This is a genomic window from Actinoalloteichus hoggarensis (assembly GCF_002234535.1).
Classification (GTDB): Bacteria; Actinomycetota; Actinomycetes; order Mycobacteriales; family Pseudonocardiaceae; genus Actinoalloteichus_A; species Actinoalloteichus_A hoggarensis.
The window spans coordinates 4,858,487-4,883,857 of record NZ_CP022521.1 but is presented as its reverse complement, the minus strand read 5'-3'; the positions used below and the strand labels follow the sequence as shown (position 1 = coordinate 4,883,857).

At 71.2% G+C, this 25,371-nt stretch carries 21 protein-coding genes; 9 read left to right on the top strand and 12 right to left on the bottom strand.

What is annotated here, in order from left to right:
• Positions 1 to 342 precede the first annotated feature (342 nt).
• Both AHOG_RS20800 and AHOG_RS20795 read left to right on the top strand, forming a co-directional pair.
• Entirely contained in the window at positions 343 to 1,314 is a 972-nt protein-coding gene (locus AHOG_RS20800; protein ID WP_169725892.1) for a LysR family transcriptional regulator, read from the top strand.
• A gap of 347 nt (positions 1,315 to 1,661) precedes the next feature.
• Positions 1,662 to 2,120: a MarR family winged helix-turn-helix transcriptional regulator gene (locus AHOG_RS20795; protein ID WP_093944659.1), complete on the top strand. Its 459-nt coding sequence runs from the start codon at positions 1,662 to 1,664 to the stop codon at positions 2,118 to 2,120.
• A 370-nt stretch (positions 2,121 to 2,490) separates the two neighbouring features.
• Here AHOG_RS20795 and AHOG_RS20790 read toward each other — a convergent pair whose 3' ends face one another.
• Entirely contained in the window at positions 2,491 to 3,801 is a 1,311-nt protein-coding gene (locus AHOG_RS20790) for an alanine racemase (RefSeq protein ID WP_157736950.1), read from the bottom strand.
• A gap of 709 nt (positions 3,802 to 4,510) precedes the next feature.
• Between AHOG_RS20790 and AHOG_RS20785 the strand changes: the two genes are divergently transcribed.
• The 5 genes from AHOG_RS20785 to AHOG_RS20755 all read left to right on the top strand — a co-directional run bounded on the left by AHOG_RS20785 (position 4,511) and on the right by AHOG_RS20755 (position 10,949).
• Complete coding sequence (locus AHOG_RS20785) at positions 4,511 to 5,845, top strand: sugar kinase (protein WP_245856352.1); 1,335 nt, start codon at positions 4,511 to 4,513, stop codon at positions 5,843 to 5,845.
• A gap of 70 nt (positions 5,846 to 5,915) precedes the next feature.
• A complete protein-coding gene (locus AHOG_RS20780) occupies positions 5,916 to 6,659 on the top strand; it encodes an IclR family transcriptional regulator (protein ID WP_093942837.1) in 744 nt (247 codons plus the stop codon).
• Positions 6,660 to 7,420: 761 nt separating this feature from the next.
• Positions 7,421 to 7,606, top strand: a complete 186-nt coding sequence (locus tag AHOG_RS29590; protein ID WP_211290464.1) for a RidA family protein — start codon at positions 7,421 to 7,423, stop codon at positions 7,604 to 7,606.
• A 303-nt stretch (positions 7,607 to 7,909) separates the two neighbouring features.
• A complete protein-coding gene (locus AHOG_RS20760; RefSeq protein ID WP_245856351.1) occupies positions 7,910 to 9,199 on the top strand; it encodes a glucarate dehydratase family protein in 1,290 nt (429 codons plus the stop codon).
• 760 nt (positions 9,200 to 9,959) lie between these two features.
• On the top strand, positions 9,960 to 10,949 hold the full coding sequence (locus tag AHOG_RS20755) for a 2-hydroxyacid dehydrogenase (protein ID WP_093944657.1): 990 nt from the start codon (positions 9,960 to 9,962) through the stop codon (positions 10,947 to 10,949).
• Between the two features lie 342 nt (positions 10,950 to 11,291).
• On the opposite strand, the gene AHOG_RS20745 is transcribed toward AHOG_RS20755, so the two are convergent.
• The 11 genes from AHOG_RS20745 to AHOG_RS20695 all read right to left on the bottom strand — a co-directional run bounded on the left by AHOG_RS20745 (position 11,292) and on the right by AHOG_RS20695 (position 22,383).
• Complete coding sequence (locus AHOG_RS20745; RefSeq protein WP_281258041.1) at positions 11,292 to 12,299, bottom strand: o-succinylbenzoate synthase; 1,008 nt, start codon at positions 12,297 to 12,299, stop codon at positions 11,292 to 11,294.
• Positions 12,300 to 12,628: 329 nt separating this feature from the next.
• Positions 12,629 to 13,765: an SRPBCC domain-containing protein gene (locus AHOG_RS20740; protein WP_093942832.1), complete on the bottom strand. Its 1,137-nt coding sequence runs from the start codon at positions 13,763 to 13,765 to the stop codon at positions 12,629 to 12,631.
• Positions 13,762 to 14,097: an ArsR/SmtB family transcription factor gene (locus AHOG_RS20735; RefSeq protein ID WP_093944655.1), complete on the bottom strand. Its 336-nt coding sequence runs from the start codon at positions 14,095 to 14,097 to the stop codon at positions 13,762 to 13,764. Before AHOG_RS20735 ends, AHOG_RS20740 begins: the two co-directional genes overlap by 4 nt.
• Positions 14,098 to 14,243: 146 nt before the next feature.
• Entirely contained in the window at positions 14,244 to 14,795 is a 552-nt protein-coding gene (locus tag AHOG_RS20730; protein WP_093942831.1) for a DUF6886 family protein, read from the bottom strand.
• 175 nt (positions 14,796 to 14,970) lie between these two features.
• Positions 14,971 to 15,687, bottom strand: coding sequence for a sulfite exporter TauE/SafE family protein (locus tag AHOG_RS20725; RefSeq protein WP_093942830.1), 717 nt, complete (start codon positions 15,685 to 15,687; stop codon positions 14,971 to 14,973).
• Positions 15,684 to 16,841 carry an ABC transporter ATP-binding protein gene (locus tag AHOG_RS20720; protein WP_376700075.1) on the bottom strand — a complete coding sequence of 386 codons (1,158 nt, stop codon included), beginning with the start codon at positions 16,839 to 16,841 and terminating at the stop codon, positions 15,684 to 15,686. The genes AHOG_RS20725 and AHOG_RS20720 overlap by 4 nt, the downstream gene beginning before the upstream one ends.
• Entirely contained in the window at positions 16,834 to 17,862 is a 1,029-nt protein-coding gene (locus AHOG_RS20715; protein ID WP_093942829.1) for an ABC transporter ATP-binding protein, read from the bottom strand. Before AHOG_RS20715 ends, AHOG_RS20720 begins: the two co-directional genes overlap by 8 nt.
• Positions 17,859 to 18,821, bottom strand: a complete 963-nt coding sequence (locus AHOG_RS20710) for an ABC transporter permease (protein WP_093942828.1) — start codon at positions 18,819 to 18,821, stop codon at positions 17,859 to 17,861. Before AHOG_RS20710 ends, AHOG_RS20715 begins: the two co-directional genes overlap by 4 nt.
• 17 nt (positions 18,822 to 18,838) lie before the next feature.
• Positions 18,839 to 19,768, bottom strand: coding sequence for an ABC transporter permease (locus AHOG_RS20705; RefSeq protein WP_093942827.1), 930 nt, complete (start codon positions 19,766 to 19,768; stop codon positions 18,839 to 18,841).
• Positions 19,769 to 19,779: 11 nt separating this feature from the next.
• Entirely contained in the window at positions 19,780 to 21,294 is a 1,515-nt protein-coding gene (locus AHOG_RS20700; protein WP_093942826.1) for an ABC transporter substrate-binding protein, read from the bottom strand.
• Between the two features lie 198 nt (positions 21,295 to 21,492).
• Positions 21,493 to 22,383: a LysR family transcriptional regulator gene (locus tag AHOG_RS20695; RefSeq protein ID WP_093942825.1), complete on the bottom strand. Its 891-nt coding sequence runs from the start codon at positions 22,381 to 22,383 to the stop codon at positions 21,493 to 21,495.
• A gap of 113 nt (positions 22,384 to 22,496) precedes the next feature.
• Between AHOG_RS20695 and kdgD the strand changes: the two genes are divergently transcribed.
• Together kdgD and AHOG_RS20685 are read left to right on the top strand one after the other, a co-directional pair.
• On the top strand, positions 22,497 to 23,417 hold the full coding sequence (gene kdgD / locus AHOG_RS20690) for a 5-dehydro-4-deoxyglucarate dehydratase (RefSeq protein WP_093942824.1): 921 nt from the start codon (positions 22,497 to 22,499) through the stop codon (positions 23,415 to 23,417).
• Complete coding sequence (locus AHOG_RS20685; protein WP_093942823.1) at positions 23,414 to 25,033, top strand: aldehyde dehydrogenase (NADP(+)); 1,620 nt, start codon at positions 23,414 to 23,416, stop codon at positions 25,031 to 25,033. Before kdgD ends, AHOG_RS20685 begins: the two co-directional genes overlap by 4 nt.
• Positions 25,034 to 25,371: the final 338 nt, after the last annotated feature.

Sequence of the window (25,371 nt, the reverse complement as noted above, 5' to 3'; positions counted from 1 at the left end):
GGGCGCCCGGCTCGTGGGACGGACCTCGCGGTGAACGGCGGAGTCGGGGTCGCGGTCGCCGGACGCCGTCGTGGAAAGTCTGGTTACCTGCGGTAGTGATACCGCGTTGTGCGGAGGCTACGCGGCGGTAACAACGGAGAACACCCCGGCGTGATCGTTGCCGTCGTCCATTCCAGGTCGTCGGGAAGGCGGGACGCGGGATTATCGACGCCGACGATTGCCGTGTCAATCGGCCGGTCCGGCGGTCGGTGCCAACAGTGCGGTGGCGGAAAACGCGCCGGGAAGTCAGTCGCCGCGAGTATTGTGACGTTACCGTGGCAACTACTGGCGGAAGGAGTTCTGGTGGATCTGGAGACGCGGCATCTGAAACTGCTGCAGATAGTCGCCGAGGAAGGCAGTTTTCGGCGGGCCGCGCAGCGGTTGGGGGCCTCGCAGCCCGCTTTGTCACGACAGATCTCGCGGCTGGAACGATCGTTGGGTGCCAGCCTGCTCGACCGGGCGGCCAGCGGCGTCCGGCTCACCCGGGCCGGACAGCTCGTCGTCGAGGCGTCCAGGAAGGTGCACTCCGAGATGGGCAGTCTACTGACCAGCCTCGGAGCACTGATCGGGCGCGGTGCTCAGCCGCTGCGCCTGGTCGCTTCACTGAACCCCTCGGTGACGGTCGCCCGGCTGATGGCCGACGGGCATCAGCTCGAGATCTTGCGCCATTCCGACGCCGACGCGCTCGACCTGCTCGATCGAGGTCGGGCTGATCTGGCCCTGGTGATCGAAGATCCGACGTCGCGATTCCAGCCGAAAGGCGGCCTCGGAATGGCGACGATCACGAGGACGCCATTATGGCTGTGTGCGCGGCATGGCAGGCCGGAGTCGGCGGCCGATTCGGTGGCCGTGGCTGGTCTGCGCAATGCGCCGTGGATTCTGCCGGAAGCCGGCTCGATGAGATCGATCGTGGAGAACATCTGTCTGGCGGCGGGATATCTTCCGGACCCGATTCTCGTCGGAGACGACGACGTCATGTTATCGGGATTGGCGGCCGGCGTCGGCATCGCATTGCGCGGACCGTTATTCGGATTAGCCGCCGATCTCGACTTCGCCACTCGGCCGCTGCAAGACGAGGTGGTGGAGCATAAAATCTGTGTGTGGCGGCGCGATCGAGTGCCGGAAAGTCTGGTGGAAACGGTGGTGGACGCCCTGCAACAGCAGCATCTCACCCTTGCTCGCCGCCATCCGGAGTATCGCGACTGGCTGGAGAGGCATCCCGAGGCCGTGCCCGAGTACTCCGCTCGGGTGCCTGCGCAGGCCGCGGCCCGGTGAGCGCGGCGGTGGTGCGGACGGCGGGTCCGCATCGGTCCATGTCGGGACGAGCCTCCGACACGGATTCACGCGCGTCCGAGGAAAGCGGCGACGGCGCCTCGTCTCGGCGACGCTCCGGTCATGGTCGGGACGACTCCGTGCCGTCGACTCGCCGCCTCGCGCGTCGATGTGACGACTCCTCAAGGCGGACTCGCGTCCCGATCGAGACCTGCTTCGAGGATGGTCGGGATTCGTCCGGTTCGCTGCTACGAAGGTCGCATTGCCCCGTACACAGGTATTCGTGCCCTGGCATTTCACCGAGCTCGAATGCTCATCACGGTCCTGTGTTCGGCTACTACACTGGTGACATGACACTGTCGATCAGCGACCGGATCGGACATCATCTGAAGCGGGTCGATCAGGAGCTGATCGCCGCCAAGAGCGCGGTCCTCAACCCGCACGGTCTGACCGTTCCGCAGTACACCGTCCTGCTCGCCCTCTTCCAGGAGCCCGGACTGTCCGGTGCGGCGCTGGCGCGGCGGTGCCTGGTCACGCCGCAGACGATGTCGACGGTCATCGCCACCCTGGAGGGCAAGGGACTCGTGGACCGGCAGAACCACCCGGTGCACACCCACGTGCAGGAGGTGCGACTGAGCCGCAAGGGCCGCACCGTGCTGGCCAAGGCCGACGAGGCCGCCGTCGAGGTCGAGCGAGCCCTGTCCGGCCGCTTCACCGCCGAGGAGAGCGCCCTGCTGCTGGAGTTCCTCGGCCGCTGCTCGGACGCGCTGGGCGAGGTCCGCAGGCCCTCGCGCGGCCCGGCACGATGACGCGGGTCCGGTGACGCCAGTCGGTTGAGACTGCCGCCATCGTGCTCGACGGTTCAGGCCGGTGGGGTCTGGACGAAGACACGAGGTCAGCGTGACGTCGACTCCGGTGGGGGAGCAGACGCCACGCTGACTCAGGCGGACGGCTCAGCCGGGACTCGCCGCCGCGATGTCGCCGCCGTGAACGGCAGCGACCCGCCGACCGCGGGCGAACCGAACAGAGTGCGCCGCCGAGCGACGGCGAGACGACGGCCACCGTCGCGGTCGAGGGGCGATCCACCAGGTACCGGGCGAGCGTGGTGCGACGGCCGAGGCGCCCGCGGCGAACATCGGCACCGCGCCGGACACCGGCACGTCCTGTCGAGTCGAGGGATCAGAAGTAGCAGCGGGCCACCGAGACGACGGTGTCGTCGTCCGTCGCGATGACGGCGGTGAGCCAGCGATCGTGTGCGGTGCACGGGTGGGAGACGCCCAGCCGGACCAGGTCCGAGGGACCGAGCCGGGCGTCGGCGGGCACGGTGACGAAGGCATGCTGATCGTTCAGGGCGGTCACCGTCCAGCCCTCGACGGAGCGCGCCGATCGACCCGCATGGTCCCGTACCTCCAGCGGCACCGGCATTCCCTGGTCGAAATTGAGGTCGCGCCGCCCGGCGCCGAGGATCGCCAGGCCGGGTTCCGGCCTGCTCAACACCGGTGCCCAGACCTCGATGGACGGTCGCAGCCGTGCCACGGAGTCGGTGGCGGTGCCGCCGCCGTCCAACGGCGACCGCGCCTCGTAGACGCCGTTGTCGTGAGTGAGATACGCACCCGGCCTGGCGATCAGCCGCACCGGACGCTCCCCCGCGAGTCCGCCGAGTTCCGCCGCCACCACGTCGAAGTAGAAGCTGCCGCCCGCCGAGATCACGTGCTCGGCGAGCCGTGCGTCGGCTCGCGGCAGCACCAGTTCCATGGCTCGGCGCAGAGAACGCAGATACTCGGCGACGGCCGTCAGACTCGCCTCGTCGCGCGAGTGACTCACCGAACCCTCGTAGCCCGCGACCCCGGCCAACGCCAGCCGACCCGCCGAGGCGACCGCGTCGCGCACCGCGGCCACGGTGTCCAGACTGCGGCAGCCCGCCCGGCCGCCCGCATGCCCGACCTCGATCAGCACCGGCAGCGGCCGCGAGCAGGCGGAGCCCTCCAGCGCCTCGGCCAGCACCGCCACACCCGCCACCGAGTCGACGTAGCAGTAGAAGTCCCTGGCCTCGTCCGCCGCCAGCCACTCGACGACCTGGCGGGCGAAGTCGCGGTCCACCAGTTCGTTGGCCAACAGGATGCGGCGATGGCCCGCCGCCATGAACACCCGCGCCTGATACGGATTGGCGACGGTGACCCCCCACGCGCCCTCGCGCAGCGCGTACTCGGCGAGCTCGGGAGAGGTGGTCGTCTTGAGGTGCGGTGCCAGCGACATGCCGTGCTCGGCGGTGTAACGGGCCATCAGCGCGGCGTTGTGACGCAGCGCGGACTCCCGCAGCACCAGCTGCGGCCAGGCGAATCCGGCGTCGAACAGGTTTCCGCCCCGGCCGCCGAACTCGTCGAGAGTCCGTGCGGCGGCGTCGGCGGGCATCCCCTTGAACCGCCAGCCGATCGGTCCGTCCGCGATCAGCTCGGGCGTCGGGACAGGCAAGTCGGAGTTCGTGGTCACGTCGTCTCCTCCGGTCACGCGATGGACTCCCGCAGCAGGGCGTCGGTCGCCCCGCGCACGGCGTTCGGTTCGGAACAGTGGCACGAGATCAACCGGGGTGTGCGGCCGCGCGGCGGCACCGGGACCGAAGACGACGCGCGGAACCTCGTCCCCGGCGATCGTGGACGCGCCCGTGTCGTGGCCGACGCCCGCCGGCCCGTCGGTCGATCTGCCACCGTCAGCACACCGGCGACGGCATCGACGAAGGCGTGTCGACGTCGGGCTCCCTGGCGTGGTCGACGAGGTGCGACTCGGCGACCTCCACGCCCGAGCCCGGCGAGGAACGCGTCGAGCGGGTCTCGCCGTACCCTCGCGCGCCGCCGCGCGGCGGGCGACGGTGAGCGTCGCGCTCGACGGGACGTCGGGGTCGGTCCCGCTGTAGGACATGGTTGCGGCCCTCCGGAGCGATCCCGATCGGCGGGCGGCCCGACCAATCACCGCTGAGGGCTCGGCCGGAACACGGTGACTCCGCACCCCAACGGCAGCGTTGCGTAATATGCAACGATCGTTGCGTATTCTGGCGGACGGGTAGTAGTGTTCGTTCGCGACGAGGTCGACGGCTCGACGCGGTCGACCTCGTCGACGTGATCCGGTTCGGCGGAGGCGACACCCGGGAGATCGGCGCCGCCGATCAGGGGCCGTACCCGCCAGAAGTGATCAGGAGCTGCGCATGTCGACATCGCCGCCGGAGCCGAGGGCCGTCTGCCTGGGCGAGTCGATGATCGTGTTGGTCCCCGATGAGGCCGGCCCGCTGGAGCACAGCCGGGTGTTCCATCGTTCGGCGGGCGGAGCCGAGTCCAATGTGGCGGGCACGCTCGCGGGTTTGGGTGTCACCACGAGTTGGGTCTCCCGTCTCGGCGCGGACGGCTTCGGCCGTTACGTGCTCACCGACATCGCGGCCAGAGGGGTGGACGTCTCCGGCGTCGAGCTGGACCCGCTACGGCCCACCGGCCTCTACGTCAAGGAGCGGGACACGTCGACGGGCCGCACCGGTCCCGGCTCCGTGGCCGTCGGGGTCGAGCACGGCGGCGGGCAGGCGGACCGCCCGGGGGACGGGTCCGTCGTCGAGGGACACGGTGCGGCGGGAATCGGTGCAGGCATCGGTGCCGCTGCTGGTGCGGGTGCCGAGGTCGGTGACGTCGTCGGCTCGCCGCGCCGCGGGACGGACACGGCGACAACCGGCAGGGCGACAGTCGACCCGGCCGACGGCGTCCTCGGTGAAGACACCCCGCGCCCCGCGACCGAGGACGCCGGCGAAGGCCGTCGCGAGCGCGGCTGCCCCGGGGCAGCCGGGCCGGGCGACGTCTCCCGCCGACGAATGCACTACTACCGCACGGGCTCCGCGGCCTCCGCCATGGCGCCCGAGCTGCTCGACGGCGACCGGCGACACGCTCTGTTCGCCGCGGCGGACCTGGTGCACGTCACCGGGATCACCGCCGGAATCTCCGACTCCGCGGCGGAACTGCTGTTCACCCTGTTGCGGCGGCCTCGGGCGGGCACACTGATCAGTTTCGACCTGAACTGGCGGCCGATTCTCTGGCACGACCGCGATCCCTCGACTCTCGCGCGCCTCTGCGCTCTCGCCGACATCGTCCTACTCGGCGCCGACGAGGCCGAGGCCGTGTTCGGGACCGCCGATCCCGAACGCCTACGAGACCTCCTGCCCGAACCCCGAACGGTGCTCGTCAAGGACGACGCGCACGAGGCCGTGGCACTGGACCGAGACGGCACGCGCACCACGGTGGCGGCCCTGCGCGTCGACGTCGTCGACCCGGTCGGCGCCGGCGACGGTTTCGCCGCGGGTTACCTCGCCGCCACGCTGCGGGGCATGACTCCGCAGCGGTGCCTGCGTCTTGGCCACCTCTGCGCGGCGCTGGCGTTGACCGTACAAGACGACCACGCGCCGCCCCCGGACCCCGCGACGGTCGAGACGTTGCTGACCTGCACCGATCAGGAATGGCTGCGGGTACGAGTCGGCGCGGACGGCATCCGGACCCCGTCCTGACGGCGGTAGCGTACGGGCTCCTCCGCTGAGAGGGCCGGATCAGACGAGCACGTCACGAGGAGCGGAAGAAGTGAGCCAGAGCCTGACCAAGGCATTGCGCATCCTCGTCGAACTCGGCGATCAGGCGCGGACGCTCACCGAGCTGGCCGAACGTCTCGACGTGCACAAGACCACGGTGCTGCGGCTGCTGCGGACCATGGAGGACGAGAGATTCGTCTTCCGCGACGAGCACCATCGCTATCACCTGGGATCGCGGCTCTTCGGACTGTCCAGCCTCGCGTTGGAACAGCGTCAGGTGCGCGGCATCGCCGGTCCGCACCTCGCCGAGCTGAACCGGCGCACCGGCCAGACCGTCCACCTCGCCACCTTCGAGGGCGGCGAGGTGGTCTACGTCGACAAGTACGACTCGCGTCATCCGGTGCGGATGTACTCCCGTATCGGGCTGCGGGCGCCCTTGAACTGTGCCGCGGTGGCCAAGGTGATCCTGGCGGGAATGCCCTCGACCCAGCGTCGACAGGTCGTCGACACGATCGACTTCGTCCGCTTCACCGAGCGCACCATCACCGACGCCGCTGCGTTGCACGCCGAACTGGACCGCGTCGCCGAACAAGGCCACGCTGTCGACCGGGCGGAGCACGAGTCGTTCATCAACTGCATCGGCGCGCCCGTGCACGACGCGGGCGGCCAGGTCGCGGCGGCCGTGTCGGTCTCCGTACCCGACATCCTCCTGAGCTACGAACAGGTCCTGGAACTGCTGCCCGATCTGTTGACCACCGCCGCGGCCATCTCCCACGACTGCGGCTTCCATCGCTGACCGTCGAACCGGGTACCGTCCGCGCTGCCACGATCGCACGCCCGCCGGACCCGCCCAACGCGGTCACGACGGCACGGCCCACGCGATCATGTGGTCACACGGTCACGCAACTACGCGATCACGCGATCAGGTGGCGATCCGGTCACGGCTGCACGACCGCTCGGCCACGACCGCTCGGCCCACGCGGCCACAACCGACCAGACCGCGACGTACGTGCCGCACCGATCGGTGATCACGTCCGACCGAGCCGGCCACCTCGGCCGCCGCGCCGCTCCGCTCCGTTCGTCCGGGAGCCCCGGCCGTGCCGGCTAGTCGACGGCCTCGAATCTCCAAGCGTCCCGCACGCCTGGCCGCCCGCCGGGTAGACACCGGCCCCGATGCCGCGCGCCGACACCCGTTCTCGACGCCGGATCGCCCACGTCGAGATCGCCCACGTCGAGATCGCCCGTGTCGAGATCGCCCACGTCGAGACCGCTCGTGTCGTGACCGGCCGTGTCGTGACCGCGTCGGGGCCGGGCCGGGGCCGGTCGAGAGGAACCCTTGTTCATGCCGCAGTCCAAGACCACCGTTCGCACCGGCCACGCTCCGTACCCGCCCACACCGTCTTGCCACGTGCCCGCAAAGGCCCGATCCCCCAAGCCCTGCGCAGAGACCGGTCGATCCGGACAGCGACGCCTACGCCTCGCCCGGTGAAGTCGGGCACTGGCCGTCAGGGCGCTCGGCGACATCCAGGCCGTCCTGACGGTGGACGGGGCGTCTCGGTGGCGGGTGGCGCCCCAGCCCCGGGCTGTCCGAACAGCCGAGACGAGCTCACCGCGAAGAGCGAGGCTTACGGCGAGTTCGGCTCCGCCCGTGTCACCGAGGAAGCGCTGCCCGCGAGGACGACGGTGTTCACGGCCCTGCCCCGTGACGGGATGCTGGTCGAGATCGACGCGATGGCTGTATGAACTTTTGATCGTCTCCTTCCTGTTCGCGGACAGGGTCGAGTCGGGACCGGGCGGCGACTGCTGCGGTAGCGGGCAAGGGTCCGGCGGCACGCGCCGGCCTCGCATGGTGTCGGCCTCGCCGCTTCCCCCGCGCTCCCGTCGCGCTGTGTTGCGATCCGCGGCGGGCTTCCGCTCGGCACCGTCCGAGCCTGGTTGTCTTCGATTATGTCTGACGTCTACCCATGTGGACACCTTCTGGTTAGACTGCGCCGGTATCCATCGATCGCCGACGATCGCCGTCGGTCGACTCCTCGGAGGAGCCTGGTGCCCGAGAGCGTGACCACCGAGCCGCATCGCATCCGCGAGATCCGGGTGACCCCGGTCGCCTTCCGCGATCTGCCGCTGCTCAACGTCGTCGGCGTACACGAACCCTTCGCGCTGCGAGCCATCATCGAGATCGTGACCGACTCCGGGCTTGTCGGACTCGGTGAGACCTACGGCGACGCGGGACACCTGGACCGACTTCGGCTGGCGGCCGCACAGCTCATCGACGTCGACGTCTGGGACGTCAACGAGATCGCCCGTCGCGTCCAGGTGACGCTGGCCGCCGACACGTCCAAGACGGGCCACGGCATGAGCGGGATGGTGACCGGTAGCAGCACCGCCGACCGGGTTCTGTCTCCTTTCGAGGTCGCCTGTCTGGACATTCAGGGGCATGCGATCGGCCGTCCGGTCAGTGATCTGCTCGGGGGTGCCGTACGGGACCGCGTCGACTACAGCGCCTACCTGTTCTACAAGTGGGCGGGCCACCCCGGTGCCGAGGAAGATCACTGGGGCGCCGCCCTCGCTCCGGACCAGCTCGTCGCCCAGGCCCGTCGAATGATCGACGAGTACGGCTTCAGCGCCATCAAGCTCAAGGGCGGGGTGTTCCCGCCCGACGAGGAGATCGAGGCGATCCGGGCACTGCGTCGTGCCTTTCCCGACCACCCGTTACGCATCGATCCGAACGGCGCCTGGACCGTGCGGACGTCCATCCGTGTCGGCAAGGAGTTGGACGGGGTCCTGGAGTATCTGGAGGATCCGACCCCCGGTGTCGACGGCATGGCCGAGGTGGCCAGGGAGGTCTCGATGCCGTTGGCGACGAACATGTGCGTCGTCGCCTTCGACCACGTCAAGCCGGCGGTGGCACAGGATGCCGTCGGCGTGGTCCTCTCGGATCACCACTTCTGGGGAGGCCTTGGCAGGTCGCGCGTGCTCGCCGGCATCTGTGACACCTTCGGACTGGGTCTGTCGATGCACTCGAACTCGCACCTGGGCATCAGCCTCGCCGCGATGACCCATCTGGCGGCGGCCACGCCCAATCTCAGCTATGCCTGCGATACGCACTGGCCTTGGAAGGCCGCCGACGAGGACGTGGTGGTGCCCGGCGCGCTGCGCTTCGAGCAGGGTGCGGTGCCCGTGCCCACGGGGCCCGGCCTCGGCGTCGAGCTGGATCGCGACGCGCTCGCCAGGCTGCACGAGCAGTACCTGAGCAGCGGGATTCGGGAGCGCGACGACACCGGCTACATGCGCCGGGCTCAGCCCGACTTCGACCCCACGGCTCCGCGCTGGTGACGGTGCGACCGTCTTGGCGTCCGATCCCGCGAATCGAGGACCGTCGGGTCCGGACGGGGCTTCTCGATCGGGCCGCGTTCGGCTCAGGCGACTGTGGGGCGGTCGTCAGCGGCTCGGCGATCAGCGGGGCGGTCGTCCGATGGCTCACACCGGCCGGACGGCGCTGACCGGTGCCGTGCCGCGGCCCCCGTCGGTCGACCGGGCGCGGAGCGTGTCCCGAGGCATGGTCGGCTTCCCCGGTGTGCCGGGCGGACACGGGCGGCCGGACGAGAGGTGCGCCGGCGAGTACGCCGACCGTGGTGACTATGGCGACCATGGTGACTATGGCGGCAACGGCGAGCGCGGCCGATGCGACCTGCTCGGTGGACAGCGTGAGCATCGTCGGGGCGGTGACCATCGCGGCCGCGGTGAGCGAGTGAATGACCATGACATCGACTATCGAACATGTGTTCTATTTAGGCAAGATATCGATCGAGTGGTCTGTGCTGTGCCCGAGCCCGGACGAGGGCGACGAGACGGCAGTACGGAAGAGACGGCGGCGGGAGAACGGCAGCGCACGAGATCCCCGTGCACCAGTCCGCCGTGCACAGAACCGCCGTGCACCAGTCCGCCGTGAAAGGTCCGTGGTGCGCAAGACCGCAGGCGACAAGACCTCAGGCGACAAGACCGCGGGGCCGCACAGCGGAGCGCCTGCCGCAGGCGCGCGACCAGACGGTGGCCTGCCACCGGAGACGACCGAGAAGAAGAGGACCCTGTGGCGATGAAGATCGTCCTGACCGATCCGGTGCTGACTCGGTTCTTCACCGCCGAGCTCACCGCCGCGGGCACCGACGGCCACGACTGGCGACTGATGGCCGGCCGACCGGACGCCGAGGTCGCCGAGGAACTCGTCGACGCCGACGTGCTGGTGGCCGCCAGGATGACACCCGCGATGGCCGAACACGCCGAGCGGCTGCGGTTGGTGCACGTCACCGGTGCGGGTTACGACCGCATCCCCTTGGACGTGCTCGCGCCCGGCGTGACCGTCTGCAACACCTTCCATCACGGCCGTTCCATCGCCGAGCACGTGGTGATGGTGACGATGATGCTCTCCCGCCGCGTGCTGCCGGTCGAACGCCGGTTCCGCTCCGGTCGATGGGAGTCGGTCGTGCTGGATTCCTCGGTACCGCTGGGGCTCGGCCTCGCGGGCCGCACCATCGGTGTGATCGGGCTGGGCGAGATCGGGCGGCAGGTGGTGCGGGCGACGACGGCGTTGGGCATGCGTGCCCGCGCTGTCCGCCGCGACCCGCGGGCCCCGCTGCCCGCCGATCTGCGGCTCGATCGGGTCGACGGCGACGACGAACTCGACGCCCTGCTCGAAGCCTCCGACGTCGTGGTCGTCACCGTGCCCCTGTCGGCCGCCACCACGGGCCTGATCGACGCCGATCGCCTCGCCGTGATGCGGCCCTCCGCGCTGCTGGTCAACGTGGCGCGCGGTCCGATCGTCGACGAGGACGCCCTGTACGAGGCACTGGCGCAGCGGCGGATCGGCGGTGCGGCACTGGACGTGTGGTGGTCGCATCCCAAGGACGGCGTCGGCACACGGGGACACTCGAGGCCGTTTCACACCCTGGACAACGTGGTCCTCACGCCGCACCACTCCGGACACACCGCCGAGACCTTCGGTGGTCGAGCGGCCGACATCGCCGCGAACATCGGGCGGCTGGCGGCCGGGGAGCCGTTGACGAACGTGGTCCGCGCGGGTCGTTGACGCCGGTCGGTTCACGCCGGACTGTTCGTGCCGGCGCAGGGGTCGTTCCGGGGAATCGCGAAGGCCGGTGGTTCCTCGCCGTCCTCCGGCATGCGGTGCAGCTCCTGGAATGCGGGAGCCTCGTCGAAGGCGCTCCCGTCGGTACGCACCGTGCGGCCGCCGCCGCCACGACCACCACCACGTCCGTGACCACCACGAGCGGCGGGAACCTCCGTCCGGCCGGTCATCCCCGTCGACTCGTCTACGCCGTGGGTCCCCGGCCGCGACGGGCCCGACGTCGATCGGGATCACGCTCGGCTGCCTGCGAGCCGCGACCCGCCACACGCGGGCGGCGGGTCGCCGTCAGTCCCGCAGCGTCGCCTGTCGGTCGGCCAGGGCGGCGCGGACGCGGCGAAGGCGATCCCGCCACCAGCGCACCCGCTCGGGATCGGTCGACTCGTATTCGGCCAGTGCCGTCGGGTCAGGGGCCACGGGGGTGCGCGGCACGGGCAGGACGCCGTGGACCGGACGCAGCGAGGACGCCTCGTCGACGACGTCCCCGCCGAGCAGGGACACCGTGCCGAGGCCGCACGCGAGATCCAGCGTGGGCAGCGCTCCTGCCAGGGCGAGCTGCGCGCCGAGCCCGACGCTGGTCTCCAACGCGGAGGACACGACACAGGGCAGGCCTGCCGACTCGGCGACGCGCAGCGCGCGGCGGACCCCGCCGAGCGGCGTGCACTTGAGCACGGCGATGTCGGCGGCTCCCGCGACGGCCACCCGCAGCGGGTCCTCCGCCCGGCGGATCGACTCGTCGGCGGCGATGGGCACGGTCACCTGGCGTCGCACGGCCGCCAGCTCCTCGATGGTCCGGCAGGGCTGTTCGACGTACTCGAGGCCGGCCGCGGCCGCGTCGAGCAGCCGGATCTGGGACACCGCGGTGTCGACGTCCCAGACCGCGTTGGCGTCCACCCGGATCGCCCCGTCGGGCCCGAGGGCCTCACGCACCGCCCGTACCCGAGCCAGATCCTCGTGGGAGGAGCCGGGATGATCGGCGATCTTGATCTTCGCCGTCTGGCAGCCTGCCGCCGCGACGATCTCCTTGGCACGTTCGGGACCGACGGCGGGCACCGTGCAGTTGACGGGTATTCGATCGCGAACGGGCTCCGGCCAGCCGTCGGTGCACTGTTCGATCGCGGTGGCCAGCCAGGCGGCGGACTCGTGGTCGTCGTATTCCGGGAACGGGCAGAACTCGCCCCACCCGGCAGGGCCTTCGAAGAGCATCCCCTCCCGCACGGTGATGCCGCGGAAGCGGGTCCGCATCGGGACGGCGTAGACGTGAGCGTTGTCGAAGTCGATCTCGGTGCTGGTCACCTGGTGGCTTCCTCGGTTCGGCGACGGCGGCGGGCCGCGGACCTCGCCGGCCTGATGTCGCGCCGGGACCCGGTGGCCACATCGACAGTCTGTTGAGGACGGACTATGTGAACGGTAAAGCACACGGTCTCGACCGACCTCAGGACGGCAGGGGCCAGGCGTATCACTCCGACGAGCCGACGTCGTCCCGACCGTCCCGACGCCGGTCCGTCAGAATGCCGAGCCTAGTGACCGACGCGTCGCGGCGGTCGCGGGGCGGCGGTGCGGGCTCGCGTCGGCGCCGAGCACGATGCCCCCGAGTCGCCGCCGCCGGGACGCGCGGGACGCGGTCACCGCAGCACGCGGTAGACCAGGTGATGGGCCGCGGGCGTCGACGTCGACTCGAGCAGCTCCAGTCGTAGTGCGGCGCCCCCCGAGGCCGGGAACAACGGGGTGCCGGAGCCGAACGTCACCGGGGCGACGTGCAGGGAGAGGACGTCGACGAGCCCAGCGCGCAGGAACTCGTTCGCCAGGGCGCCCCCGCCCATGATCACGACGTCCTTGGCGCCTGCGACGGCCCGCGCCGCGAGCAGCGCCTGTTCGAGTCCCTCCGTGACGAAGGTGAACCGGTCGGCCAATCGCACCTGTGCAGGCACCGAGTGGGTCACCACGAACACCGGCGGCGCTGCCGACTGGTCGCGCTTTCCGCCGTAACCGAGGTCGTCCCGCCAACCATGGGGACCGTTGACGAAGTCGAAGGTGCGTCGCCCCATGATCACCGCGCCGGTGCGGGCGACGATGTCCGCGATCAGTTCGGCGGTCGCCGCGGTCTGCTTGCGCAACACCCAGTCGTGCAGGACCTCGCCCCCGATGCCCGCGCCGTGCTCCAGGTCCGCCCCGGGCGCGGCGACGTAGCCGTCCAGGGACATGGTGATGTCCACGACGACCCGACCCTCGGCGGTCGGCGAGGCCTGCCCCGGGGTGTTCGCGCCCGACAGGGCCTCGGCGAGCCGATCCATCGAATCGCGGACGCCGTGCTCCATGCCTGCCTCGATCGCGGCGTCGCGTGCCTGGACCGAGGGGAACACCGACCGGGTGCGCAGTCGGGTGCGCCCGCCGAGGTCCTCCAGCTCGGTGGTCTCCAGGCTCACCTGACCGGGTGCTCCGTCGAACTCGAAGGTCTTGACGATCCTGGTGTTCGCCGTGACCGTGTGGAAGACGCCTCGGAAGGCGTACTCCTGTCCCGTCGTGTCGCGGTGGACGTAGCGGTAGGCGCCCGCCGGGCGTGCGTCGTACTCCTCGACCCGCAGATCGAGTTCACGAGGGCCGAGCCACCGGGCGACCAGCTCGGACTCCGTCGAGGCGCGGAAGACCCGGGCGGGTGTGGCCCGGAAGACCCGGGCGGGTGTGGCCCGGAACTCGCGGACCACGTCGATGAACGGGCTGCCGGGCTCGGCGGAGATGGTCGTGGGCTCACTGCTCGTCATTCCTGCTCCTCAAGGCTGTCCAGTACGGCGTCGAGCAGACGGTGGCGTCGCTCGACGATCAGGCGGTAGGTGTCGATCCAGCTCGTCAGCGCCTCCAACGCGGCCGGATCGAGGTGACACGGGCGGCGTTGACCCTCGCGGCTTCGGGTGATCAGCCCGGCGGCCTCCAACACCTGGATGTGTCGGGAGACGGCCTGCTTGGTGATCGGGAACGGCTCGGCGAGTTCGTTCACCGTCGCGTCACCTCGGGACAGCCGGGCGATCAGCGCCCGGCGCACGGGATCGCCCAACGCCGTGAACGCCCGGTTCAGCCGCTCCTCCTCGACGGACATCATTGTCAACCAATCTGTTGTTCAACAGAAAGGTTGACTATAAGAGGCGAGGGAATCCGGCGCAACCCCTCGGCGCGGTGGCGGACATCCTGACCGGGCAGCGATGGGGCCGGTCAGCCGCGCCGCGCCTGCGGAGTCACGGTCGATCAGTCGTCCGCGTCACCCCGCCGCGGGGCGGCATTGCGCAGTCGGATGCCGCTGAAGCCGAGAGTGCTTCGCACGACCGCGTCCCAGAAGCCCCACAGGTCGTCGAGCACCCGAAGCTGGATGCCCGCGGCGCGATGCAGCTCGAGGAGATTCCCGACCGGCTCCGGCGGGCCCAGCGGCTCCACGGCCTCGACCGCGACCATCGCGCTCGGAGCGGGCTCCCCGAAGGGGCGGAAGGGCTGCGCGTCGAAGCGATAGGCGTACAGGTCGACGCTGAGGAACGCCGCGACCTGCCGGTACTCGATCACGTGGACCCGGTCGCCGCCGCCCGGACCGAGGATGCGGTCCCGGTCCGCGGCCGAGGTCGTGGGCAGCCTCCACGCCATCGCACGAGGACACGCGCGGGGAAACCAGTAGTCCGGGGCGCAGGCCGCGTCCACCGCCCAGACGTAGGCCTCCGCCTGGCGCGCCGTCGCGGCGACATGAGGAACGAACCTCGTGATCGACGGATTCTCGGAGAAGTGCAGTACCTGTCCCGGCTCGGGTCGCATACCGAGGATCCAACGCGGCCGTGGTCCTCGGCGCCGCCGGATCCTCCCGGTCGGAGAAGACGGCAGGCGGCGCCGGCCGAGCCTGGGCGGGTCCCGGTCGCGCGAGTCGCGGGCCGCTCGATGCGGCCCACGACCACCGCCGAGGCGGCGCGCGATCAGACGACGCGACCCGCGATCAGACGAACTGCTGGACGATCAGGATCACCGCCCCCACCACCGACACCGTCAACACGACGTAGCGGACGCGGCGCACGTCGAGTCGCCGGGCCAGCGGGCGGGACACCAGCATCCCCAGCGCGGCGGCGGGCAGCAGCAGCGCGGTGTGACCGACGACCTCACCGGTGACCTGCCCGGCCACGGTCAGCGCGAGGAGGCTCATCACCGAGCCGACCAGGAAGAACGCCCCCATCGTGCCCCGCAGCGCGGGCCCGACCTTGCTCTGCCACACCAGCGCCATCGGGGGTCCGCCGATGGAGGTCGCGGTGCCCATCAACCCGGAGGCGGCCCCGGCCGCCACGACCGCCGTCCTGGTGGGACGGGGCGCGAACCCCCGCACCGTGCAGTAGACGCCGAACAGCACGACGGCGGCCAGGAACAGGCTCAGCGCCCGCGTCGGCAGCACGGCCACCAGCGCCGCCCCCGCGACCACTCCCGGCACCCGACCCAGCAGCGCCCAGCCGGCGCCCCGCAGATCGAGGTGCTCGCGCTCTAATACCACCGTGGCGGCGGTGACCCCGGTGGCCAGCAGCATCACTCCCGCCGGGACCAGCGCGGGCTCGACCAGCGCCATCACCGGCCCGGCCAGCATTCCCAGGCCGAAGCCGATGGACGCCTGGAGGAAGGCGCCGACCAGCACGACCACGCCGAGCAGGGCCAGCTCCCAGCCGCTCACGAGTGCATGGGCGCACCCGAGGCGTCCAGGGGAAAGTGACAGAGGCCGAGGTGCTCGACGTGAGGTGCGCCCGCCGCGGCCGGGGCCGCTGTGGAACCCGTGGCCGGCGTCGCCGTGCCTGCCGCCGCCGGGCCGCTCGACCCGGTGCCGCTCGCCCCCGCGCCGCTCGGTTTCGGTTCCGCCGTGACCGCCGCGGGCTCCACCTCCGCACAGCGCGCCACCGCATACGGACACCGCGTGCGGAACCGACACCCGGACGGCGGATTCAGCGGCGAGGGCACCTCGCCCTCCAACAGGATGCGCCTGCGGCTCCGCCCCTCCGCCCGGTCGAGCGTGGGCGCGGCGGACATCAGCGCCGCCGTGTACGGATGCAGCGGGCGATCGAAGACGTCCTCGGTCGGTCCCTGTTCGACGACCTTCCCGAGATACATCACCGACACCCGGTCGGCGACGTGCCGCACCACCGACAGGTCATGGGAGATGAAGACGTACGAGACGCCGAGCTGCTGTCGCAGATCGGTCAGCAGGTTCAACACCTGGGCCTGCACCGACAGGTCCAGCGCGGACACCGGCTCGTCGCAGACGATGATCTCCGGGTCGAGCGCGAGAGCCCTGGCGATGCCGATCCGCTGGCGCTGCCCGCCGGAGAACTCCTGCGGATAGCGCTCGGCGTCGCCCTCCCGCAGCCCGACGAGGTCGAGCAGCTCGCGGACCCGCGCGGCGCGGGCGGCGGCCGTCGGCATCACGTCCCGGTGCGTGCGCCACGGCTCGGCGATGATGTCGGCGGCCGTCATCCGGGCGTTGAGCGAGGCGTACGGGTCCTGGAAGACCATCTGCACCCGGCGACGCCACGCCAGCAGCTCCCGACCCTTCAACGCGAAGGGATCGACGCCGTCGAACCGGATCTCGCCGGAGTCCGGCCGCTCGAGGAGCAGCAGGACCCGCGCGAGCGTGGACTTGCCGCACCCGGACTCGCCGACGAGACCGAGGGTCTCGCCTCGGTTCAATTGCAGGTCGACGCCGTCCAACGCCGTCAGCCGGTTGTGCCCCGCGTTGTTGCGGGCGACGCGGAAGGTCTTGGTGACTCCGGTCGCCGAGAGCAGCGGGCCTCGGTCCGCGGCCCAGCGGCGGGGGAGGGTGACGGTCTCAGACACTGGCGAGCTCCTCCGAGAAGTGGCACGCGGCGGCGCGGCCGGGGCCGGTGGGGGCGAGCACCGGGCGTTCCTCGACGCAGCGGTCCCGGGCCATCGGGCAGCGCGCCTGGAACACGCAGCCGGTGGGCACGTCGCTGAGCTGCGGTGGGCTGCCCGGCACCGACGGAAGTCGCTCCCCCTTGGCGACCCGCTCCGGGACGGAGTCGAGCAGGCCGCGGGTGTACGGGTGGCGCGGACGGGCGAAGACCTCGCTCACCAGCCCGGTCTCGACGACGCGGCCCGCGTACATGATCGCGACGTCGTCGGCGTGCTCGGCGACCACCGCGAGATCGTGCGTGATCAGCACGACCGCCATGTCCTGCTGGGACTGGAGGTCCCTGAGCAGCCGCATGATCTGGGCCTGCACCGTGACGTCGAGCGCGGTGGTCGGCTCGTCGGCGATCAGCACCGACGGGTTCAACGCGACGGCCATCGCGATCAGCAGGCGTTGCCGCATGCCGCCGGAGAACTGGTGCGGATACGAGCGCGCGCGGACGTGTGGTTCCGGGATGCCGACGAGCTCCATCAGCTCCACGGCCTTCTGCCGGGCCTCGCGCCGGGACGCGCCCTGATGGATGCGGAACGGCTCGCCGAGCTGGGCGCCGACGGTCTGCACCGGGTTCATCGCGGTCAACGCGTCCTGGAAGACGATCGACAGCGTCGGACCGGCCAGCCTCCGCCTGCCGCGTCGGTCGAGCCCGACGACGTCGGTGCCCGCGACGCGAACCGAGCCGCCGCTGACCTCGGCGACCGGATCGAGGAGGCCGACGATCGCCTGGGCGGTGATGGACTTCCCGCAGCCGGACTCGCCGAGCAGGGCCAGCGTCCGCCCGGAGTGGGCGGCGAAGCTGACCTCGTCGACGGCGCGGACCTCGCCCGCGGCGGTGCGCAGGTCGACGCACAGTCGATCGACCTCCAGCGCCGCGGCGCCCGTCCTGGGCTGCGGGCGGTCGGGAGACGCGGAACGGCTCGGGACGCTCATGCGGTGACCTCCGGGGCGGCGGGTCCGGCACCACGCCTGCGGCGCGGCAGGGTGAGCCGCCACCGCTGACCCGGGTCGGTGGCGAGGCGGACCCAGGCGGCGAGGATGGTGGCGGAGACGGTGGTGATCACGATCGCGATGCCGGGCAGCACGGCGATCCACCAGGCCGTCTGGAGATACTGTCTGCCCTGGGCGACCATCAGGCCCCAGCTGACGTCGGGCGGCTGAATGCCGATGCCCAGGAAGCTCAGCGACGACTCCGTGAGCATCACGAAGCAGAAGTCCAGGGTCGCGACGGTGAGCAGGGTGGGCAGGGCGATCGGTGCGACGTGTCGGAGGAGGGTCGGCCCGGTCCTGGTGCCGAAGGTGCGCGCGGCGTCGACGAAGAGCCTGCTCTTCAACTCCGCCGCCTCGGCGCGGGCGGTACGCAGATAGACGGGGATGCGTGCCACGGCGAGGATGGCCACGATGTTGGCCGCGCTGGGTTCGAACACGTACAGCACCACCACCGCGAGCAGCAGCGAGGGGAAGCTGAGGATGACGTCGGCGACGCGCATCGAGACGTTCTCCCGCCAGCCGCCGCTGTAACCGGCCCACATGCCCCACGCGGAGCCGATCAGCAGTGAGAGCAGGACCGCGGGGACGGCGACGGAGAGGGTGGTGCTGCCCGCCTCGATCAGGCGGGCCAGCACGCTGCGGCCGAGGACGTCGGTGCCGAGCAGACCGAAGAAGCCGTGGTCGAAGGACGGCGGGCGCAGCGAGTCACCGAGGTCCTGGCGCACGGCTCGATCGCCGAGGAACAGCGGCGACGTGGCCGAGACCAGCACGATCCCGCCGAGCAGCACGGCGGCGACGGCGGCGAAGCGGTCCCGCCCGAGCAGGGTCCACCATCGGGTGCGGCGCCGGGCGTGGGGCGCGGCCGCGCCGTCCCGGGCCTGGTCGTCGAGAGACTCGGTCATCGAGAGTGGCTCCTTCCTCAGGCGGGGACGGTCTGGCGGACGCGGTTGTCGAGCAGGGCGTAGCAGACGTCGATCAGGATGTTCAGGACGAAGATCGTGACGGCGGTCAGCAGCACCGCGGTCTGGAGGACGGCGAAGTCGCGCTGCAGGATCGAGTCGATCATCAGTTTGCCGATGCCCGGCCAGCCGAAGATCGTCTCGACGACCACGGCCCCGTTGACCAGGCCGATGGTGAGATCACCGGCCACGGTCAGTGCGGGCACCGACGCGTTGCGCAGGGCGTGACCGAACACCACCCTCGGTTCACTGGCGCCCTTGCTGCGGGCCACCTTCACGTACGGCGCGGCCAGCGCGGCGACCATCGCGCCCCGCACCACCTGCACCAGCACGCCGAAGGGGCGGATGAGCAGCGTCGCGATCGGCAGGATCCACACCTCGATGCCGCCGTCGACGCCCGAGGTGGGCAGCCACTCCAGTCCGACGCCGAGGATCAGCACGCCCATGATGGCGAACCAGAAGTCCGGGATGCTGGCGGCGGTCATCGACAGGAAGCTGGCCGAACGGTCGGCGGGGGAGTTCGGCCGGTAGGCGGCCAGGCTGCCCAGCAGCACGGCGCCGACGATCGCGATGAGCATCGTGACGGCGGCGAGCTGGAGCGTGGCGGGGAACGCCGCGAGCACCATGTCGCCCGCAGGCTGCCCCGTGCGCAGCGAGACGCCGAAGTCGAAGCGGAGCACCTGGCCGAGGTAGTCCCAGAGCTGGACGTGGATCGGCTGGTCGAACCCGTTGGCGGCGGCGAACTCGGCACGCTGTTCGGCCGTCGCGCTGACCGGCAGATAGAGGTTGGTCGGATCGCCGGTGAGCCGGGCGAGGAGGAAGACGCCGAAGACGACGACCACCAGCGGGACGGCGCTGGAGATGATGCGCTTGCGCAGGAACGTCAGCATGGTGAGTCCTCTCAGCGCTCGGGCCGGACGTCGGCGAGCCGCAGCTCGTCACCGGTGGCGGAGTTCGGCTCGTAGGAGACCCGAGGGGAGATGCCCAGCAGCCCCTGCATGTGCGCGAGGTAGGCGTACTGCGCCAGAGACTCGTTCTGTTCGGCGAAGACCCCCGCGAAGGCGTCCTGCCGGTCGTCGTCGGCGGCCTGATCCGCCTCGGCGATCCGCTCGTCCAGCTCCGGGGTGCCGAAGGTCGACTGTGGACCGTCGGAGAGCAGGTACTGGCTCGTGGTGAATCCGGCGTCGCCAGCCTGGTTGCCGTGCATGATCAGCAGTGCGACGGGACCGACGTCCTCGGGGAAGGGACGGAGCTGATACTCCAGATGGGCGGCGGTGTCGGCCATCTGGATGCGCACCGACAGGCCGACCTGGGACAGCTGGTACTGGAGGGCCTCGGCCGTCTCGGCCACCTTGGGGAACTGGCCGTTGCGAGCGATCAACGTGATCTCGCGATCGACCGGGACTCCGTCGGCCGCGGCCTCCTCGACCAGTGCGCGGGCCGTGTCCGGATCGGCCTCGCCGACGGTGAGATCGGCGTTGTGGCCGACCACGCCTTCCGGGACCAGCTGCGCGGCGGGCAGGGCCTGGCCGTCGAAGAGCGCGTCGACGATGCCGTGGCGGTCGATGGCCAGGTCGATCGCACGCCGCACCCGGATGTCGTCCAGCGGCGCCTCCCGCCCGTCGAGCCGCAGCGCCGTCGTCTCGTTGTTCGGGTACGGCAGCGAGTTCTCCGGCGTGGCGTCCTCGGGGTTGAGCCCGGTGGCGAGGTCGGCCTCGTCGGTGGCGATCATCGCGGCGCGGACGCTGGACTCCGTCCGCCAGACGTAGCGGACTCGGGAGAAGGACGGCGCCTCGCCCCAGTAGTCCTCGTGGCGGTGCAGGGTGATGGACACGCCGGTGTCCCAGGCCGCGACGGCGTACGGGCCCGTGCCGACCGGCTCCCGCACCTTGGCCTCGGTGCTGGTGGTGCGCGGGACGACCTCGATGAAGCTCAGTCGTAGGGGGAGGATCGGATCGGGCGTCTCGGTGGTGATGGTGAAGGTCGTGTCGTCGACGACCTCCAAGCCCAGCTCCTGATCGCCGAAGACGTAGCCGTCCACATTGCACGCGAGCGCGGAGTTGTTGACCGCCCGGTCGATCGAGAACGCGGCGTCCTCGGCGGTGAAGGCGGCGCCGTCGTGGAAGGAGACGTCGTCGCGGACGTCCATCCGCCATTCCGTGTCGGAGACCTGTTCCCACGCGGTGGCCAGCAGCGGTTCCAGTTCACCGGTCGTCGGATCGCGTTCGATGAGCGGCTCGCTGATGTTCGATCGCGTGACCACGCCGGTGGACGTCAACGACGCCTCGCAGGGCTCGAGTGTGGGCGGCTCCTGGTCGAGGACGATGCGCAGGGAGTCCCCGGCCTCGCCCGCGTCGCCCGTGCTGTCGCTGTTGGCCACGGTGCAGGCGGTCGTGGCGGCACACGCGACCAACATCGCGGCGAGACCGCTCCTCGCTCGAAGCCGTCCTGAGTGGACGGGGCGGTGCACGGAAGACAACATCGTCTCTCCGAGAGTCGTGGTGGGTGCTGATCGGGCCGATCTGGCGCCAGAGTGTCTACAAACGCGCACTTGGTCTGTATGGGTAGACAGACCGTAGGCCTGCCGCCCAACAGCGTCAAGAGTTCGGCGAGATCAGGGAGCCGTCAGCCGCAGCAGCGCGTCCAACGCCGGATCGTCGTGATCGGTCCGCCAGACGCAGTGCGCCTCCACCAGGTCGGGCGCGAGCCCCGCGATCTCGGTGAACGCCAGATTCGGCAGGCGCAGCCGCGAGGACGACCGAGGCACGAGCGCGACGCCGAGGCCGGCGTCCACCAGCGCCAACAGGCTCTGCACCTGACCGACTCGCTGCACATAACGGGGCTCCACACCCGCGTTGCGGAATACCGTGATGATGAGTTCGTGCAGGTAGCGTGCCTCGACGGGGCTGTAGGCGATGACGGCGTGCTCGGCGACGTCGGCGAGCCGGGGCGGACGGCCCAGGCGGGTCAGCGGATGATCGCCGGGGCAGGCCAGGATCAGGCTCTCGGTGTGCACCCGCCGCACGCTCAGCACGTCGGTCGGCGTCACGCCCCTGGCGAGACCGACGCTCAGCTCCCCGGCGAGCAGCGCCTCGACCTGGTCCTTGGTCACCATCTCGGTGAGGGACAGCCGAACGGCGGGCAGATGCACGGCGGCCGTCTTGATCCAGCTGCCGAGCACCGTCTGGGCGGAGACGGCGGTGAACCCGATGCGCAGCACACCCGTGGTGCCCTCGGCGGCGTGCTGGGCGGCCAGCGGCGCGGCCTCGACCAGGCTCAGGATGCGACGCGCCTCGGTCAGGAAGGCCTCGCCCGCCTGCGTGGGGATCACGGCCCGCGCGGTGCGGACCAGCAGCTCCACCCCGAGTGAGCGCTCCAACTTCTGCACCTGTCGGCTCAGCGGCGGCTGGGTCATCCGCAGTCGTGCCGCGGCCCGGCCGAAATGAGCCTCCTCGACCACGGCGACGAAGCCCCGAAGCTGATCCAACGTGAACGGCGCGGCCACCCGGCCTCCTCTCGATGCGCCGAAGGTATCAACCGATGCGTAAATCGTGTTAGACAGGTATTGGTCGAACTCCTTAGCCTCGGCGGGAGTCCCTCGACACTGGAGCCTGAGCCATGACGCTGTTCACCCCAGAGGATCTGCGGTCCGTCCTCGGGACTGGCCTGCTGACCTTCCCGGTCACGCACGCGACACCTGACTTCGCCTTCGACGAGGACGGCTACCGCGAGCACGTGGCCTGGCTCGGCACCTTCGCCGCCTCGGGCGTCTTCGCCGCGGGCGGCACCGGCGAGTTCTTCTCCCTCATCCCCGACGAGGTGGCCCGAATCGTGCGCGCGGCCGTCGCGGCCACGCCCGACGGCAGGCCCGTGATCGCCCCGGCCGGCTACGGCACCGCCCAGGCCGTCGCGATGGCCCGCGACGCCGAGGCCGCGGGCGCGCACGGCGTGTTCCTGCTGCCGCCGTATCTGACGGAGCTGTCCCAGGACGGCCTCGTCGCCCACGTCAAGGCCGTCTGCGAGGCCACGTCGCTGGGCGTGGTGGTCTACCACCGCGCGAACGCGGCCTTCGGCTACGACGCGGTGCGCAGGCTCGCCGACGAGTGCCCCAACTTCATCGGCTTCAAGGACGGCATCGGCGACGTCGATCTGATGACGCGCATCTACGCGGGCCTCGGCGACCGCCTGCTGTCCATCGGCGGCCTGCCCACGGCGGAGACCTACGCCCTGCCGTACCTGGAGATGGGCGTCACCACCTACTCCTCGGCCATCTTCAACTTCGTGCCGGAGTTCGCCGTCGAGTTCTACGACGCGGTGCGGGCGCGGGACGCCGCGACGGTCTACCGCAAGCTCAACGAGTTCGTCCTGCCCTACCTCGAGATTCGCAACCGGCGCGCCGGCTACGCGGTCTCCATCGTCAAGGCGGGGCTCACCGCCGTCGGCCGCGGCGCGGGCCCGGTCCGACCGCCGTTGACGGACCTGACCGCCGCCGAACTCGACGACCTGACCGCACTCGTGACGAAGGTGATCAAGGCATGACCGCTACCAAGCCCGCGGCCCGGATTCCGGCCCTCACCGGCGCGATGCTGATCGGCGCCCAGGACGTGCACGGCGAGCACGGCGAGGTGCGGGGCGTCGACCCGCGCACCGGCCAGGCCCTGGAACCCGCCTACGGCCTGGGCGGGACGCCGGAGGTGGAGCGCGCCACCCGGCTGGCGCAGCAGGCGTTCCCGGTCTACCGCGCGACCACGCCCGAGGCGCGGGCGGCCTTCCTGGACAGCGCCGCGGGCAACATCGAGGCCCTCGGCGACGTGCTCGTCGGACGGGTCGTCGCCGAGAGCGGCATCCCGGAGGCGCGGGTGCGCGGCGAACTCGCCCGTACCACCAACCAGCTGCGCCTGTTCGCCGCCACCGTACGGGCGGGCGACTGGCTCGGCGCCCGGCTGGACACCCCCGACCCGACCCGCGCGCCGCTGCCCAAGCCGGACCTGCGCCAGCGCAAGATCCCGCTCGGCCCGGTCGCGGTGTTCGCCGCGAGCAACTTCCCGCTGGCCTTCTCCGTCGCGGGCGGCGACACCGCCTCGGCGCTGGCAGCGGGCGCCCCGGTCGTGGTGAAGGCCCACAGCAGCCACCCCGGTACCTCCGAGCTGGTCGGCCGCGCGGTGCGTGCGGCGGTGGCGGAGCACGGCCTGCCCGAGGGCACCTTCTCACTGCTCTTCGGCGCGGGCCGCGAACTCGGCACCGCCCTGGTCCAGGATCCGAGGATCGCGGCGGTCGGCTTCACCGGCTCCCGTTCCGGCGGCCTGGCACTCGTCGAGGCCGCCGCCCGACGAGCGGTGCCCATCCCGGTCTACGCGGAGATGTCCAGCGTCAATCCCGTCGTGCTGCTGCCGGGCGCGCTGGCCGAGAAGGGCGTCGCGCTCGGCGCCGAGTACATCGCCTCGGTGACCACCGGAGCGGGCCAGCTCTGCACCAGCCCGGGCCTGGTGTTCGCCGTGGACGCCGATGCGGCGGCGACGGACTCCTTCCTGGCGGCGGCGACGGCCGCGGTCCGGCAGGCGCCCGCCGCGGCGATGCTCACCGCCGGGATCGCCCGTGCCTACCGGGAGGGCGTCGACCGGCTGTCGGCCCGGCCCGGCGTCACCGCAGCGGCCGAGGGCGGAACCGACGAGTCGATCGACGCCTGCGGACGGGTGGGCCTCTACGTCACCGACGGGGCGACCTTCCTCGCCGACGAGTCCCTGCGTGACGAGATCTTCGGCGCCACCTCGCTGGTCGTCCGGGTGCGCGATCTCGACCAGCTCCGCGAGATCCTCGACGGACTGGAGGGCCAGCTGACCGCCACCGTGCACGCGGCGGAGTCGGATCACCCGGCGGCGGCCACGCTGTTGCCGACCCTGGAGCTGCTCGCGGGCCGCGTGCTGTTCGGCGGCTGGCCGACCGGCGTCGAGGTCGGCCACGCGGTCGTGCACGGCGGGCCGTTCCCGGCGACCTCCGCGCCGGCCACCACCTCGGTCGGCACCAGGGCGATCGAGCGGTTCCTGCGCCCGGTCAGCTACCAGAACGTGCCCGACGCCCTGCTGCCCTCGGAGCTGCGGGCCGACAATCCGCTGGGCATCCGGCGCCGCGTCGACGGCGAGCCCGGCCGGATCTGACACCCGCCGTCGGGGCGGAGTCGGCGACGACGGCGCCCCGGCACGCGGGTCCGCGAACCCGGACCGGTCCCGATGTGTCTTCCCTCGGGACCGGCCCGCGTCGACCCGTCGCAGGCCCGTGCGGCGGTGCCGGACCGGTTCGTCTCCGGTGCAGGTGCCTGACAGACAGCCGAAGGCGGGGGCGAGGGGCAGCCCGACCGTGCTCCGGCCGGCAGCCGGAAGGAAGAACGACGCCGCGCCTGTGCACCAGCCGTGCTCGCATCGATCGGCGCTGCCCGCGCCGGTTCCCGTCGGGTAAGGCAGCCTGGCATCGTCGTCGGCGACCACGGCGGAGTCCA